This window comes from Flavobacterium sp. AJR (assembly GCF_002156885.1).
Classification (GTDB): domain Bacteria; phylum Bacteroidota; class Bacteroidia; order Flavobacteriales; family Flavobacteriaceae; genus Flavobacterium.
Genome location: NZ_NCWQ01000008.1, coordinates 1 through 15,683, shown reverse-complemented (window position 1 = coordinate 15,683; position 15,683 = coordinate 1). Strand labels below are relative to the sequence as shown.

Annotated in this window: 11 protein-coding genes and 1 other RNA gene; 7 read left to right on the top strand and 5 right to left on the bottom strand. The window is 32.5% G+C overall.

What is annotated here, in order from left to right:
- The first annotated feature begins 6 nt into the window (after window positions 1-6).
- Window positions 7-885, top strand: coding sequence for a hypothetical protein (locus B8T70_RS03290; protein WP_039112765.1), 879 nt, complete (start codon window positions 7-9; stop codon window positions 883-885).
- 622 nt (window positions 886-1,507) lie between these two features.
- Here B8T70_RS03290 and hutI read toward each other — a convergent pair.
- Both hutI and B8T70_RS03280 read right to left on the bottom strand, forming a co-directional pair.
- Window positions 1,508-2,746, bottom strand: coding sequence for an imidazolonepropionase (gene hutI / locus B8T70_RS03285; RefSeq protein WP_086893910.1), 1,239 nt, complete (start codon window positions 2,744-2,746; stop codon window positions 1,508-1,510).
- Between the two features lie 202 nt (window positions 2,747-2,948).
- The gene (locus B8T70_RS03280; RefSeq protein ID WP_039112763.1) at window positions 2,949-4,004 is read right to left on the bottom strand and encodes a glutaminyl-peptide cyclotransferase; all 1,056 of its coding nucleotides are present in this window, start codon (window positions 4,002-4,004) and stop codon (window positions 2,949-2,951) included.
- Window positions 4,005-4,092: 88 nt separating this feature from the next.
- On the opposite strand from B8T70_RS03280, the gene ffs reads away from it, so the two are divergent.
- The 4 genes from ffs to B8T70_RS03260 all read left to right on the top strand — a co-directional run bounded on the left by ffs (window position 4,093) and on the right by B8T70_RS03260 (window position 6,575).
- An RNA gene (gene ffs / locus B8T70_RS03275) (signal recognition particle sRNA small type) lies at window positions 4,093-4,190 on the top strand.
- A gap of 193 nt (window positions 4,191-4,383) precedes the next feature.
- A complete protein-coding gene (locus tag B8T70_RS03270; RefSeq protein ID WP_086893909.1) occupies window positions 4,384-5,187 on the top strand; it encodes an SDR family oxidoreductase in 804 nt (267 codons plus the stop codon).
- 144 nt (window positions 5,188-5,331) lie between these two features.
- Window positions 5,332-5,988 (top strand): fructose-6-phosphate aldolase, encoded by a 657-nt coding sequence (gene fsa, locus B8T70_RS03265; protein ID WP_039112761.1) that lies wholly within the window; start codon window positions 5,332-5,334, stop codon window positions 5,986-5,988.
- Window positions 5,989-6,080: 92 nt separating this feature from the next.
- Window positions 6,081-6,575: a hypothetical protein gene (locus tag B8T70_RS03260; protein ID WP_086893908.1), complete on the top strand. Its 495-nt coding sequence runs from the start codon at window positions 6,081-6,083 to the stop codon at window positions 6,573-6,575.
- A 229-nt stretch (window positions 6,576-6,804) separates the two neighbouring features.
- Here the strand turns inward: B8T70_RS03260 and B8T70_RS03255 are convergent, their stop codons facing one another.
- The 3 genes from B8T70_RS03255 to B8T70_RS03245 all read right to left on the bottom strand — a co-directional run bounded on the left by B8T70_RS03255 (window position 6,805) and on the right by B8T70_RS03245 (window position 10,178).
- Window positions 6,805-8,274 carry an MFS transporter gene (locus B8T70_RS03255; protein WP_086893907.1) on the bottom strand — a complete coding sequence of 490 codons (1,470 nt, stop codon included), beginning with the start codon at window positions 8,272-8,274 and terminating at the stop codon, window positions 6,805-6,807.
- A 178-nt stretch (window positions 8,275-8,452) separates the two neighbouring features.
- Window positions 8,453-9,154, bottom strand: a complete 702-nt coding sequence (locus B8T70_RS03250; protein ID WP_039112758.1) for a LytTR family DNA-binding domain-containing protein — start codon at window positions 9,152-9,154, stop codon at window positions 8,453-8,455.
- Window positions 9,144-10,178, bottom strand: a complete 1,035-nt coding sequence (locus tag B8T70_RS03245) for a sensor histidine kinase (protein WP_240474703.1) — start codon at window positions 10,176-10,178, stop codon at window positions 9,144-9,146. The genes B8T70_RS03250 and B8T70_RS03245 overlap by 11 nt, the downstream gene beginning before the upstream one ends.
- Before the next feature lie 443 nt (window positions 10,179-10,621).
- Between B8T70_RS03245 and B8T70_RS03240 the strand changes: the two genes are divergently transcribed.
- Both B8T70_RS03240 and B8T70_RS03235 read left to right on the top strand, forming a co-directional pair.
- Window positions 10,622-13,654, top strand: a complete 3,033-nt coding sequence (locus tag B8T70_RS03240) for a SusC/RagA family TonB-linked outer membrane protein (protein WP_086893906.1) — start codon at window positions 10,622-10,624, stop codon at window positions 13,652-13,654.
- Window positions 13,655-13,800: 146 nt separating this feature from the next.
- A complete protein-coding gene (locus tag B8T70_RS03235; protein ID WP_086893905.1) occupies window positions 13,801-15,390 on the top strand; it encodes a RagB/SusD family nutrient uptake outer membrane protein in 1,590 nt (529 codons plus the stop codon).
- Window positions 15,391-15,683 lie beyond the last annotated feature (293 nt).

The following is a 15,683-nucleotide window of genomic DNA, read 5'->3' as shown; positions in this document are numbered from 1 at the left end:
TTAAATATGGAAAATCAAAAGAACAACAACTCAAGTCTAAAAGCGGTAATAGCAGTTTTAGCAATTTTATTAGTAGGTAGTTTAGTGTATATATTTAAAATGACATCTGATTCTGATGTTGTGAAAACTGAACTTACTACTACATTAACAGAAAAAGAGTCTGTAATGAAGGATTTACAGGAATTAAAAGCAACTTATGATGCTGCAATTGCTGAGAATACATCTATGTCTGATGAGTTAATTCAGGAAAGAGACAAAGTAGTTACTTTAATGGATGATTTGAATAAATCTAAAGGAGATGTGTCTAAATTCAGATCTCAGGTTCAGGCTATGCAAGGTAAAATGAAAGTTTTAGTTGCAGAAAATGATGAGTTGAAAAAACAAAATGGGGTGTTAACAGTTCAACGTGATAGCACAATTGTTGTTTTAGGAGAATCTAAAAAATTCAACGAAGTATTAGTTGGTCAAAATGAAGAATTGGCTAAAACTGTTGAAAAAGGGTCGAAATTATCTATCCTTAATACAAAAACTGCAGCTTACAAATTAAGAAGCTCAGGAAAACAAATTGAAACTGATAAAGCTAGTAGAGCTGATGTATTAAAAATTAGTTTTACAATTGCTGAAAATCAAATTGCTAAATCTGGAGATAAAACGTATTATGTACAAGTTATCGATAGTAAAAACAATGTTTTAGGAGATAAAAAAACAGAATCTTTTGGAGATAAATCGTTAGTTTATAGCTTTGTTACAAAAGTTCAGTACGAAAACAAATCAGTAAATGTTTCTGAAGATTTACCTGGTAAAAACTTTGAAAAAGGAACTTACTTTATCAATGTTTTTGATAATGACGAGTTGGTTTCTAAAACAAGCTTTACTTTAAGATAAAAAAGTACTTAATAATATTAAAAGGGCAGTAAAACTTAGTTTTGCTGCCCTTTTTCTTTAGGTTTATTTATCTGGATTTTCGTTTTTTATTCTGACTATCTTCTAGTTTTTTTAATGCTTTTTCTTGTTTCTTCGCCTTTAAATCTTTTGAAGGTGCTTTCATGTTGTTAACCTTAGCCATGATCTTATTTTTTTTAAAAATTATTTAAATAGTATAAAATAGCCTTGATCCTAAAATTTATGGATATAAATAAAACTTTATATAGCGAGTAGCATTATCCAAAAATGTATTGGAAATGGGATTGTAAAAAATAAAGTTTATAGGATGTACTAAGCACACTCGCGGGTGCTTAATAATTCGGGAAGATTTTTTGTTTAAATGAATTTGTAAACGTTATAGGAACGTTTGTGTTAGGAACCCAGTTTATGCTAGTATTGAAACCTTTTTGTTTCAAACTAAATTTGCATAAATCTAAAATGAGGCCTAATGTATTCATGAAAAAAAAACTCTTATTTTAAAAAGATGAAGATAGTAACTTATTTAGGGATTACCTAATTTAAGTAGCTATTTTAGAGTCTTTTAAAATAAGAGTTTGTGTTTTTTTTTCTGTTTTCGATTTTATTATTCGAAAATTTCACCTTCGATAAAAACGCTTTCTATTAAATTAGTACCAAAAGCATAGGGCAATTGGTAATAGGAGGTAATAGGTTTAGTTAGTATAAAGTTAGCTTTTTTACCTACTGTAATAGTACCATGGGTATCTGAAACTCCCATTGCATAAGCTCCATTTATTGTAGCTGCATTAATTGCTTCTTCGGGAGTCATTTTCATCTTGATGCATGCTGTTGCAACGACAAAATTCATGTTTCCGGATGGGGTAGAGCCTGGGTTGTAATCTGTAGCTAATGCAATTGGCAATCCTGCTTTTATTATTTCTCTTGCTGGTGTATATGGAATACTCAGAAAATAAGAACACGATGGCAGAGCTACAGGCATCGTTTCGGTGTTTTTTAATGCTTGAATGTCTTCTGGGTTCATTATTTCGAGATGATCCACAGAAAGGGCTTTGTATTTAATGCTTGCTTGTATACCGCCTATAGAATTAAACTGGTTGACATGGATTTTTGGTATTAATCCGTTTTGGATACCTGCTTCCATAATTTGTTCTGTTTCTTCGACAGAGAAGTAACCCGTTTCACAAAATACATCTACGTAATCTGCTAGCTTGTTTTTGGCAATTTCTGGCAGCATTTTGCGGATAATCTCATCGATGTATCCTTTTTTGTTTTCTTTAAATTCTAAAGGGAATGCATGTGCGCCAAGAAAAGTTGCTTTTATAGTTACTGGGTAATTTTCGGCAAGTTTTTTTATGACTCTTAGCATTTTTAATTCGCCGTCTACAGTAAGTCCATAACCTGATTTTATTTCGACAGCTCCAGTTCCTAAACGCATAACTTCTTCAAGTCTGGCTTTGGATTGGTTGTATATTTCTTCTTCGGAGGTTTCGTTAAGCTTTTTTGCAGAATTTAGAATTCCACCACCGCGATTAGCGATTTCCTCGTAAGAAAGTCCATTTATTCTATCTACAAATTCTTGTTCTCTGTTGCCAGCATATACAATATGTGTATGGCTGTCGCACCAAGAGGGAAGAATCATTTTTCCAGTTGCATCAATAGTTGAATCGGCTTTTATTTCAGGAATGTTTTCCATTGAACCAAATCCTGCAATTAGATTGTCTTTTATAACTAAATAAGCATTTTTGATGGTTGGAAGTATTGCCATTTCGGCTCCGGAAACTTTAGAAATTGGAGTTTCCCGAACCTGTATAAGCTCTTTTATGTTTGTAATTAAAGTAATCATTGTATAAATTTAGTTTTAAAAAGGATACTGATTGTTTTTATAGTATTGAAATAAAACACAAATTTACTTCGTCAGTTCGCCCTACGGTCTCGTGTCACAAATTAACACCAATCGATTCGTGAAAATTTGTGAAATTCGTGTTGAAATATTAGAATTTGGTCCCGAAGCTTCGGGATAAGAATTCGAATATTGTCTTTATATATTATTCAGAAACGGTTATTTCAAACATTTTGTCCCAGTTTTTACCTGTTACAAATATTGTTTTTGTCTTTGGGTTGTAAGCAATTCCGTTTAAAACATCATCGATTGTTATGCTAGGAGCTAGTTGCTTGCGTAATCCTGACATGTTTAGGATTCCTTCGACTGCACCAGTTGTTTGGTTTACTACTGCAATTGCATCTTTTTGGAATACGTTTACATAGAATTTCCCGTTGATTAATTCTAATTCGTTTATAGCTTTGATTTTTGAACTTCCTGAATATACATTGATATAATCAATCATTTTTTGAGTTTCAGGATCCATTTTCCAAATCTTTTCGGTTCCATCACCTTGATAAATGTATTTTCCGTCATTTGTCATTCCCCAACCTTCGATTTCTTTATCGTAGGTAAAAGTTTTTTCAAGTTTTAATGTATTGATGTCATATATAAAACCTGTTTTTTCTTGCCAGGATAATTGGTATAGTTTGTTGTTGATAATAGTAATTCCTTCTCCGAAGTATTTGTTATCAAGTGTAATTTCTTTATATACTTTACCAGTTTTGTAATCGTATTTTCTAAAGTACGAATCTCCTTTTTGTCCTGTGCTTTCATAAAGAGTATCTCTGAAAAACTCTAAGCCTTCTGTAAAAGCTTTGGTGTCGTGAGGATATGTGTTTACGATTTTATATTTCAATAATTTAGGTTGAATATCCGAAACTAATTCAATTCTTGAGGTTGCTTCAGCATTTTCTCCGTCGTAATAAACCAATGCTTTTAGTTTTTGGTATCCTAGTTTTTGATCTTTTAATTCAAAATTTAATTTGTTTAAACCTTTTACTGCACCAACTTTTGTATCGTTAACAAAGTACACAATGCTGTCGATTTGTTTCGAATTTGGGTTTGAAATACCCAAAGAAACAGACTGATTTGTTAAAAAATGGGCAGGAAAATTAGAATCATCAAAAGAAAATATAGAATTTTCATCTTTTTTTGTCTCTTTACAACCAACTAGTGTGATTCCTAATAAAATGAAAGTTAAGAAGTTATGTTTTTTCATAGTCTAAAATTTGAAGTAGCCAATATACAATGTTATTTTTATAGGCACAAAGCTCTTGCAAAAATATAAAAAGATTGTATATTTGCACCGGCAAGTCCTACACGATCTGCTCCTGCAGACTCCCCCAGGATGGGAACATAGCAAGGGTAAGTGGTTGAGCGATGCGATGTAGGTCGCTTGCCTTTTTTTAATCTCCCGATGTTTCGGGATTTTTTTTTAGAATAAATTTAAAAGTAGTCTTCCTTCGGGAGGATTTTTTTATTTTTGGACCTGTCTGAAGTTAGAAGTCATATGTGGGATGTTAGAAGTTTTCTTTAACATCGTATTTTAGGCATAGGCACTTACTTTTAACTATAACATTTAACATCTAACCTAAATCATGAGTAAAGTTATTTTAATTACCGGAGGATCCTCAGGGATTGGAAAATCTATTGGAGAATTTTTGCATAACAAAGGATTTGTAGTGTATGGAACTAGTAGAACTCCTGAGAAGGTTTTAAATTCTGTTTTTCCTTTAGTTGCTTTAGATGTTCGTGATGTAGAGTCGATTAAGGCTGCTGTTGCTAAAATTATAAAAACTACAGGGCGTCTTGATGTTGTTATTAATAATGCTGGTGTAGGGATTACTGGTCCTCTGGAAGAAATTCCGACGGAGGAAATCAAGAATAATTTTGAAACTAACTTTTTTGGTCCAATCGAGGTAATGAAAGCTGTTTTGCCACAAATGCGTGAGCAGAAGTCAGGTTTGATCATTAATATTACTTCTATTGCTGGTTATATGGGGTTGCCTTATCGAAGTGTATATTCGGCTTCGAAAGGAGCTTTGGAGTTAATTACGGAAGCTTTGCGTATGGAGGTTAAGTCTTTTGGAATTAATATTACCAATGTTGCACCAGGTGATTTTGCTACTAATATTGCTGCAGGGCGTTATCATGCACCTGTAATAAAGGGTTCGGCTTACGAGACTGTGTATGGACGTACGCTTGAAACGATGAATGAGCATGTAGATGCGGGTGGAAATCCTAATGAAATGGCTGAAGCTATTTATAAAATTATGCAAACTAAAGAGCCTAAAGGACATTATAAAGTTGGGGCTTTTATGCAGAAATTCTCAATTGTTTTGAAACGTATTCTTCCTGATAAAGTTTATGAAAAGATGTTAATGAATCATTATAAGTTGTAATTTTGCAGCGATTTTTCATTTTGCGTGAGGGGATGAAATGGAAATCCTTTTATTTTTTTCTTTAAAAAATAAAAGATTGTAATGTAAAACCCGTTCGCCGCGGCGAACACGCCCTATTTAGGAACACAATTAAATATAATACATATGAAATTTTTTATTGACACAGCTAATTTAGCTCAAATTAAAGAAGCACAAGCTTTAGGTGTTTTAGACGGGGTTACTACTAATCCATCATTGATGGCAAAAGAAGGAATTACTGGAAAAAACAACATTTTGAAACATTACGTTGATATTTGTAATCTTGTTGAAGGTGATGTTAGTGCCGAAGTTAATGCTTTGGATTATGACGGAATGATTAAAGAAGGTGAAGAATTGGCTGATTTACACGAGCAAATCGTAGTTAAATTGCCAATGACGAAAGAAGGTGTTATGGCTGCGAAATATTTCTCGGATAAAGGAATTAAAACAAACGTAACTTTAGTATTCTCTGCTGGACAAGCTTTATTGGCTGCTAAAGCTGGAGCAACTTATGTTTCTCCTTTTATTGGTCGTTTGGATGATGTTTCTACAGATGGTTTAGCGCTTATAGAAGAGATTAGATTGATTTATGATAACTATGGTTATGAAACTGAAATCTTAGCTGCTTCTGTACGTCATACTATGCATATTGTAAACTGTGCAAAAATTGGTGCTGATGTTATGACTGGACCTCTTTCTGCAATTTATGGTTTATTAAAACACCCATTAACAGATATCGGATTAGCACAGTTTGTAGCTGATTTTGAAAAAGGAAATAAGTAATTTTTCTTAAAATTTATTTTAAAACGCCATGTTTGTCAAAAACATGGCGTTTTTTTTATATTTTTATGTATCTCAAAATTAACTATCTACATATGAAAAAGCTACTAATTGCATTTGCGTTTACAATAGTTGGATTGTCGGTTACTGCGCAAGCCAAAGTGATAAAAGGAATTAATGATGCCGGTGACGTAGCAACATTTGAACTGGATTGTTCAAAAAGCTTTCAGGTTCTTGATAAAGGATTGCGTTATACAATTGTACGACATGAGTTTAAAGGTGCTGAGATGAAAAATAGCTACCGCGTTATGTTGGTTATGGATGGTTTTTATACTACAACATTAAATAATTCGATGACAATTTCGGCAGTATTTGGTGATGGAAGTATTGTTAAAACTCAAAAAATTATTGAAGATGATGGTTATTTTGATGGTGCTTGTACCTTGAAGTTAAAAGAACCGAGAAAGCTTTTGGATCTGGATATAAAGCAAATTATAGTGCATGCTAATAAAGATGTGGTGTATACTATTTCTGAAAAGAATAAGGTGATTTTTAAAAAGAATTTGGAGAATATCCTTAATGCTAAATGATTATATTATCATGAGGTATGCTATTTAATCGCAATGGACGCAAAGATTTAAATCGATGGCAGATAAATTAACCGTAAAGGGTGCAAAGCTGAAAACCACAAAGTCCGCAAAGCTTGATTGTTAAGTTTTGCGGACTTTGTGGTTAAATCTAATTCCTAATGGAAAGTTGTAAAGCATAAAAAAGTCCCATTTTGCAATGGGACTTTTTCTATTTTAATACGGTGGGTTTTTAATGACCTCCTCCTCCGCTTTGAGTATGATTAATTCCTTGTCTCTTTAGTATTTTAGGACAATAATAACCGTAGAATCCTAAATATGCAAAACCAAGTAGCGGAACGATATAAGAAAAGTGTGTCCATGTAATACCAAATATTCCTTCTGGGCTAGTAAGGTCGATATCGCAAATACTTCCTTGAATCAAAGGAATTACTCCTCCTCCAAGAATCATCATGATTAAGAATGAAGATGCTTTTCCTGTATTTTTTCCTAAACCAGCAATAGCTAAATCAAATATAGATGGCCACATGATAGATAAGAATAAACCTCCAGAGATAAAGAAGAATTTAGCAATTGATGGATCTGGACAAATTAATCCGGCAACCATCATTAATAAACCTGAAATTCCGAAAAGCATTAAAGTTTTCCCAGCATTTTTACCACCTACAAAACTTACTGCTATGAATAACAAAATCCAGATTGGGTAAATGTAGAATGAAGAAACGTCATGTGCAGCAAAAATATTAGCTCCAATAATTACTCCAAAGGCGATAGCTGGAACAATGAATTTTAAGGCTGTATTTACTAACGTAGAAGTGTTGAAAACGTTTACTCCACCATTCCAACGTCCGATCATTAAACTTCCCCAATAAAGAGCGATAAATGGGGCAATAGCATCTTCTAAAATGTTACCAAACTCGGCAGTATGTAGTAAAGCTGGTAAATTACTAATAATTGTTACTTCTGTTCCTACGTATATAAAGATTCCTAACATTCCCAAATATAGTTGTGGGTAGTCTGAAATATTGAATTTTTCGTGTGCTACTTTAACTACTTCTTCCTCTTCTTTTGCAGGATCTTCAATTTTAGAGAAATTCATGAAAATGGCTACTACAATAAAAGCAAGACCAAGAATGATGAAAGGTAGTTTGATGTCTTCTAATGAAAGAGAAGTATTTTTATTATCTCCCATTCCGAACAAAGCGATCCCTAATAAAATAGCTCCAATTGTTGTTCCGAAAGAGTTGATACCTCCTGCTAAAGTTAAACGGTGAGCTCCTGTTTGTGGGCTTCCCATTTTAATAGCTAAAGGATTGGCTACAATTTGTTGAATCGAAAATCCTAAACCTACAGTAAATAAAGCGGTTAAGAAGAAAGGAAAGCTTTCCATAGTTGCAGCGGGAACAAATAGAAACGAACCTACAGCAGAAAGAATTAAACCAGCAGAAAGTGTTTTTTTGTATCCAAATTTTTGCAGTACATCCATTTTTAAAGATACTAAGAAGAAAATCATAGATCCTACGAAGTAAGCTGCATAAAATGCCCAAGCAACTAATTGTGATTGTACTTGAGATAAAGTGAAAACTTTTTTGAATACTGGAATTAGGATATCATTGGCAGATCCAACAAAGCCCCAAAAAAAGAAAACTATTATCAAGGAGATAAATTGTCCCCATTTTGTTTGTACATTTTCTGAACTCATAATGTTATAAGGTTAATTTTATTTGTTTTTATTTGTTTTTTGATGAGCGTAAATATATTTGTAAACTCGTTTAAAAAAAAATAAAACAGAACAAATAATGTTAAATTTATACCAACGGTATGATTTATTCAACAAAGTGTTATTTTTTGGAGAGGTAAAATCGATGATTTTGAGGAGGTTATTCTAGTATTTTACTTTTTACATCTTTGCTATAATTCCTACCTATTGGTAAAGTGAAAGATTGGATTTGTATGCGATTTCCTTCAATAGATTTGACTTTATTCACTGCAATTAAGTAAGATTTGTGAATACGCATAAATCTATCGGCCGGCAACTCGTCTGATAATGCGGTTAATGACTTGTGGGTGATGTACGTTTTATCAAGGGTTACTACCTTGATGTATTCTTTCATTCCTTCTACAAATAAAATTTCATCAATATTTATCTTGATCATTTTCTTATCTACTTTGATAAAAAGATGAGGCTCGACACGATGATTTTCGACTTTGATATTGTTCTTTAAATTGAACTCTGTCGTAATTTTATTGATACATTTTATAAATCGAGGAAGGGGGATAGGTTTTACTAAATAATCTAAAACTTCAAGATCATAACTTTCGGCTGCAAATTCTCTAAAAGCGGTAGTAATGATAACTTTGGTTTTGTTTTCTATTAAACTAATGAGTTCAAAACCAGTCATCATGGGCATGTTAATGTCCAGGAAAACGGCATCTACACTGTTGTTGTTTATAAAGTCCAGTGCTTCTAGCGCATTAACAAATGTACCGGTAATTTCAAAATCGGTAAAATTTGTAAAGTAGTTTTGTAGAACTTTGATTGCTAATGGTTCATCATCAATCAATACGCATTTAATTTTCATTATTAATAGGTATTTGCAAGCGAATTATGTAGTAATTAAATTTAGTTTTATATTCTAAATTGTAATTATTCTTATAAATTAGTTTTAATCTCTTTTGGGTATTGACTAAGCCAATTCCTCTTTTTGTCTTAAAATTCTGTGAATGTACAAAATTATTTAATACTTCAAAATCGAGTGTTTTGTTATCAATGATTTTGCAGTTTACTTTTATTTTTAAATTTGGGTTATTAAGTCCGCCATGTTTAAAGGCGTTTTCTATTAAGGAGATGAAGATTAAAGGCGGTACCTCGACATCGTCTATATCTGACTCTAAATTAATACTAACTTCTACATTTTGAAATCGTAGTTTTTCTATCTCAATATAGTTATGAATATAGTCTATTTCCTGAATTAATTTAACAGATTTTGTTCCTTTTATGTCATATAAAACATATTCCATTAATTTGGAAAGTTTGATAATCACATCTGGAACTTTGTCTGAAGATTCCAGTGATAATGCATATAGATTATTTAGGGTGTTAAAGAAAAAATGAGGTTGTATCTGATTTTCAAGATATTTTAATTTAATCTTAAACTGATTTTCTCTCAAGGATCGGTTTCTTTCCCTTTCTCGTAACCATGTAAGTGTCAGGTAAACAGATGATGCCATTGCTAATACATATAATTCACCAATACATACAGCAACGATATGATTTATCTCGAAAGGTTTGTATTCGCGATTTGCCTCTGGCCAAATGTTTTGGGATATTAAGTAATAGGTAAGTGCGGTTTTTACTAAATAAATTACAAATAGACTCGCTATAAGACTAAAAGTATAGGTGATGTATTTAGATTTTAAAACGTACCGTGGTACTAAAACAAATAGATTAAAATATACTAATGGTATATGTAATGAGAATTCAATAAGATTTGATTTAAATGAATATTGATAGTTATTGAAGTAAGCTCCCCATCTTAAGAAATTCAATATAAAATAGACTCCCCAAAACCAAAGATGATTTTGAAGTTTAATATCGAATTTCATTTTACTGATTCTATTCAATTAGTAGTTGGTTTTGGTTGTGTTAAATAATTAGTAAAATATTATTTTGCAACTTTAATCAATTAGTTAATGAAAACACAATTTTTTTGAATAAAAATTTGAAAAATATCTTAAAACATGAAATATTTAGTCTAGACAACGTTTTCGTAAAATGCATAATTGATTGTTTCCTAGATATACTGGCTTGTTTGCTTGGTTTTGTTTTTAAATGTGTGATAATTTGTTAAAAAGTTTATATTATTGGTTTAAGTTTAGCTTAAAACTTAAAATATTGAATAATTTGTATGTAGAAAACGTTTTCGTTTAGCATATTATAGATTGTTTGATGTCGTTTGTTTATAGTTTTTTGTTGTTGGTATAAAATATTTTTTTTAACAATTCTTTAAGAATAATTTTATCCCATAACTAACAAAAATTTTATAAACATGAAAAAAATTTTCTTAATCTTTATGATTGCTTTTACGGTGCAGGTTTCGCTTGCTCAGGTAAAAAATGTCAAAGGTGTGATTACAGATTCTGATGGATTGCCGTTGCCAGGAGCTTCAGTTGCAGTTCAAGGAGGACAAAAAGGTACAGTTACCGATTTTGATGGTGTATTTTCTATTGAGGTTCAAAAAGGGCAAACTTTAGTTTTTAGCTATGTAGGATTGGAAACGCAAAATGTTGTTGTAGGTGACGCTGCCACTGTTAACGTAAAGTTAAAGAACGCTGCTTCGAATGCATTGAATGAAGTTGTTGTAACCTCATTAGGTATCAAGAAGGCTAAGAAGTCTTTAACTTATGCCGCACAAGAGGTAAAGGGTGAAGAAATGACTCGTGTAAAAGATGCGAATCTTATTAATAGTTTATCAGGAAAAGTATCTGGTTTAGTTGTGGGTAGAAGTGCTTCTGGTTCTGGAGGTTCTGTTAAAGTAACTATCCGTGGTAATTCATCAATCTCAAACAACCAACCATTGTATGTTGTTGATGGAATTCCATTATTGAACTCTTCTACTGCGCAAGGAAATGATGTTTTTGGAGATAAAGCGGGTGGTAACAGAGATGGTGGAGATGCTGTGTCTATGATGAATCCTGAGGATATCGAGTCTATGACGGTACTAAAAGGAGCTTCTGCAGCTGCTTTATACGGTAGTCAGGGAGCAAATGGAGTTATTCTTGTAACTACTAAAAGAGGTAAAGTTGGAACTGTAACTGCAAATTATACTTCAAGTCTTTTTGTAGACAATGTGATATCGCTACCTAAATTTCAAACATCTTATGGATCTGTTGCCGAAAGTGCAAAAACTTGGGGAGCTGCTAAAGAGTCTCCTGAGCATGTAGATAATTTTTTCAATACAGGGATGACTTTTATAAACTCTGTTGGAATTAATAGCGGAAGTGAAAAAGCTACTACAAGTCTTACTTATGCAAATACTAACATTGCTGGTGTTATGCCAACAAATGAATTGAAGAAAAATAATATTGGTATTCGCCAAAGTGTAAAATTGTTTGAAGATAGAGTAAATGTAGATGCTGCTTTCTCTTTTGCAGATCAAAAAATTACTAACAAGCCAACGAATGCTTTGTATTATAATCCTCTTACTGGGGTGTACTTGTTTCCAAGAGGGAATGATTTTAATTATTATAAAGAAAACATTGAGGTATTTGATCCTATCAGAAATTTAAATACTCAAAATTGGGCTAGTGCTACTACAGATATTATTCAAAATCCATATTGGATTCAGAATAGAAACGTAACGACTGATATTAACCAATCTTTTATTGGTTCTATCGCATTATCTTACAAGGCTAATGAGTGGTTAAGTTTTAAAACCAGAGGAGGTTACAATAAAATGTACAGTAAATATGATAAGAAAGTTTATGCAGGAACTAATACAACTTTAGCTGCAACTACTGGTAGATATATTTTATCAAACAGTGAAAGTTCTCAATTATACGGAGATTTTATTGGTACGGTAAATACAAAATTTAGTAGTGATTTTAGTTTTAATGCAATTTTAGGAGCAAGTATTACTAAATCAACAGTTAATAATACAGTAACTAATGACTCGGGTGTAAAAGGATTGATAAATGCAAACTGGTTTAACATCAATAACTTTGTTGCAACTTCAGGAAACAGTCAAACTATTGGGGCAGAAAAAGAAGTGCAATCTGTATTTGGTAGCGCTACTTTTGGTTATAAGGATATGCTTTTCTTAGATGTTACAGGAAGAAATGACTGGTCATCTACATTGGTAAATACTGAAAGTTTAGGATTCTTTTATCCATCTGTAGGTGTTACTGCTATTGTAAGCCAGATGGTTAAGTTGCCAGAAGCAATAAGCTACGGAAAAGTAAGAGCATCGTTTGCTCAGGTAGGTAATGATATTACTCCTTATTTAACTTCGCCTGAAAATAGTCTTTCTTTTGGAGGTGTGATTAGCCCAGTAACAGGTCCAAGACCAGGGACTTCTTTGAAACCTGAAAAACAAAACTCATTTGAGATTGGTACAGAGTGGAGATTTGTTAATAATAAATTTGGACTTGATTTTACGTATTATCAAAATGAGACAAAAAATCAGTTAGTAACTATACCAGCTCCATTAACAAATCCTTTCGGTTATACTAATTATGCTTTTAATGCAGGTAGTATCGAAAATAAAGGTTTTGAGATTACTGTATCTGCAAAAGCAATTGTTACCGATAAATTTTCTTGGGATATAGCTCTTAATTATGCTTCAAACAAAAACTTAGTAAAATCTTTGGGTGAAGAATTTAAAGATACTGGAGTTCTTTTAACAAATGGAGATCCAAATAGTTATAGATACCGTTTAATTGAAGGAAAACCATTTGGTATTATCGAAGGAAAAAATATTGTAAAAAATGATCAAGGACAAATTCTACTTGATGATAAAGGAAAGATCCAAAAAACAGACTGGGTACAAATGGGAACTTCAAATCCTGATTTTATGTTAGGATTCTCTAATACATTTAAATATGAGAAGTTTTTCTTAAATGTACTTATCGATGGAAGATTTGGCGGAAACGTAATGAGCTTAACAGAAGCTATGTTGGATAGTTATGGTGTTTCTAAAAAATCAGGAGATGCCAGAGCTGCAGGTGGAGTTGCTATAAATGCTGTAAATGCGGATGGTACTAAATATACTGGATTGTATGATACTGAAACATATTATGGTGTTGTAGGAGATAGAAGTGGAGCTACTGGAGAGTATATGTACAAAGCTACAAATGTAAGATTAGGAGAACTTTCTTTTGGATATACTTTTGATTTTAGTAAAGAAACTATTTTTAAAACGGTGAATCTTTCTCTTGTTGGGAAAAACTTATTTTTCTTTTACAAAGATGCTCCGTTTGATCCAAACGTAACTTTAAGTACTGGTGAAGGATTGCAAGGTATTGATATTTTTGGTGCTCCATCTACTAGAAGTATTGGTGTGAACTTGAATTTAACATTCTAAGAATGTTTTCTTATAAAGGATAAAACCTTTTGATTTATGATGTTTTAACTGTTTGGGCTGAAGATGGAAATGAAATAGTTAATGAGGCCTAATACGCTTAATCATAAATTGATGAAAATAATTTAATCAACAATAAAATTTTACAAATGAAAAATAAATTATTAATTTTAGGTGCAGTCCTGGCTTTTTCTTTTGGAGGCTGTACAAGTAATTTTGACGATGTCAATTCTAATGATACTGCTCTTTCAGATAAAGATTTAGAACAAGACTTTAATAATGTAAAGGCACCTCTTAGAGCGATGCAAAGAGCCATGTATATTTTGGTCGAAGATGACTGGAGAGGTCAGATACAGTTTAATCTAAATGCAGATATTTTTTCTGGATATATGGCAACTCCTACTGCTTTTGAGGGTAATAACAACAATTCTACTTATGTTCTTCTTGACGGATGGAATAGTGCAGAATGGGAGAATGCCTATAGAAGAGAAATGGTTAATGCACTTAAGGTAGAGCGATTGGTTAAGGAAAAAGGACCTAAGTATTATGCATGGGCTTTGATCTTAAAAGTCTATGCAATGCATAAAGTAACGGATTATCATGGACCAATAGTTTATTCAGCTTTTGGATCAGAGGCTGCGACAGTACCTTATGATTCTCAAAAAGCAGTTTATGACCAGTTTTTTACAGAGTTAAAAACGGCTGTGGATATTTTGACGCCTTTTGCAACTGCTGATGTAAAAAGTACCTTTTTCGTAGATGCAAAAGATGGAACAGACGGAACAACTGCAAAAGGAGTAGTTGTAAATTGGATTAAATTTGCCAATTCATTACGTCTTCGTTTGGCGATGAGAATTTCGAATATTGACCCAGCAAAGGCGAAAGCAGAAGCAGAAGGAGCTGTTAAAGGATTTGGTACTATTAATTCAAACGCTGAGAACGTATTTTATTTAGCAGATCATCCAGTTAAAACATATTCTGACGAATGGAAAGATATTAAAGCTGGAGCGGCCCTTACTTCTATGATGAATGGGTATGATGATCCAAGAAGAGGTCGTTATTTTACAAAGACAGCAACTGGAACTTATCAAGGAATCAGAATGGGATCTCTTGTTAATGATGATTATAAAACTGCAAAAGAAAAACAGTTTTCCAGAATTGGTGATATAGTACTAAGTAGTGGGCAAATTCCTTGGTTTACTGCTGCTGAAGCTAGTTTCTTAAAAGCTGAAGGAGCTATAAAAGGATGGGATATGGGAGGTGGTACTGCTCAATCTTTCTATGAGGATGGTATTAGTTTATCTTTCGCACAGAACGGTGCAGGTATTGCAACTAGCTACATTAATAATGATGTATTATTGCCAGAAAACTTTGTAGACCCTTTAAATGCAGCTAATAATATTGTTGCTCAAAATCTTGTTACTGTTAAATGGTCTGATGCTGCATCTAACGAAGTTAAGCTTCAAAAAATTATTACTCAAAAATGGATTGCAGGTTTCCCTGATGGTCAAGAGGGATGGGCTGAAACTAGAAGAACAGGTTACCCTAAATTATTTTTACCTACAAATAACTTTTCTTCGGGTAAAATTCCAGATGGAACTTTCGTAAGGAGATTAAACTTCCCAGTTCAAGAGAAAAATTCTAATCCAGCAGGATATGCACAAGGAGTTCAAGAACTTGGTGGTGCTGATAATGGAGGAACTAAACTTTGGTGGGATACAGGAGTTAATAAATTCTAATCAAAACAAAAACAAATTTTTAAAAAAGAGTGTAAAGGGCATAAGTAGTGAAAATTACTTATGCCTTTTTTAAACACGCATGTCTTTATAATAAATAGTATAAAAAAATATAAAATGAAAAGTGCTATAGAAATTAAACCTGACATTAGCTATAAGAGTGCTGGTAAGTTTGAAGAGACACGATTTGAGAAAATCCACAATGAAATCTTCAGGAACTCTACCGAGGCATCGATAATTGTTGCGCAGGAAATTGCTCAATTAATTAGATCTAAACAAGAAAAGAATAAATCTTG

Bases quoted from the DNA above. Each gene is read 5' to 3' on its own strand.
- B8T70_RS03270 (WP_086893909.1), top strand. From the start codon at position 4,384: ATGAGTAAAGTTATTTTAATTACCGGAGGATCCTCAGGGATTGGAAAA.
- B8T70_RS03290 (WP_039112765.1), top strand. From the start codon at position 7: ATGGAAAATCAAAAGAACAACAACTCAAGTCTAAAAGCGGTAATAGCA.
- fsa (WP_039112761.1), top strand. From the start codon at position 5,332: ATGAAATTTTTTATTGACACAGCTAATTTAGCTCAAATTAAAGAAGCA.
- B8T70_RS03245 (WP_240474703.1), bottom strand. From the start codon at position 10,178: ATGAAATTCGATATTAAACTTCAAAATCATCTTTGGTTTTGGGGAGTC.
- B8T70_RS03250 (WP_039112758.1), bottom strand. From the start codon at position 9,154: ATGAAAATTAAATGCGTATTGATTGATGATGAACCATTAGCAATCAAA.
- hutI (WP_086893910.1), bottom strand. From the start codon at position 2,746: ATGATTACTTTAATTACAAACATAAAAGAGCTTATACAGGTTCGGGAA.
- B8T70_RS03235 (WP_086893905.1), top strand. From the start codon at position 13,801: ATGAAAAATAAATTATTAATTTTAGGTGCAGTCCTGGCTTTTTCTTTT.
- B8T70_RS03280 (WP_039112763.1), bottom strand. From the start codon at position 4,004: ATGAAAAAACATAACTTCTTAACTTTCATTTTATTAGGAATCACACTA.
- B8T70_RS03260 (WP_086893908.1), top strand. From the start codon at position 6,081: ATGAAAAAGCTACTAATTGCATTTGCGTTTACAATAGTTGGATTGTCG.
- B8T70_RS03255 (WP_086893907.1), bottom strand. From the start codon at position 8,274: ATGAGTTCAGAAAATGTACAAACAAAATGGGGACAATTTATCTCCTTG.
- B8T70_RS03240 (WP_086893906.1), top strand. From the start codon at position 10,622: ATGAAAAAAATTTTCTTAATCTTTATGATTGCTTTTACGGTGCAGGTT.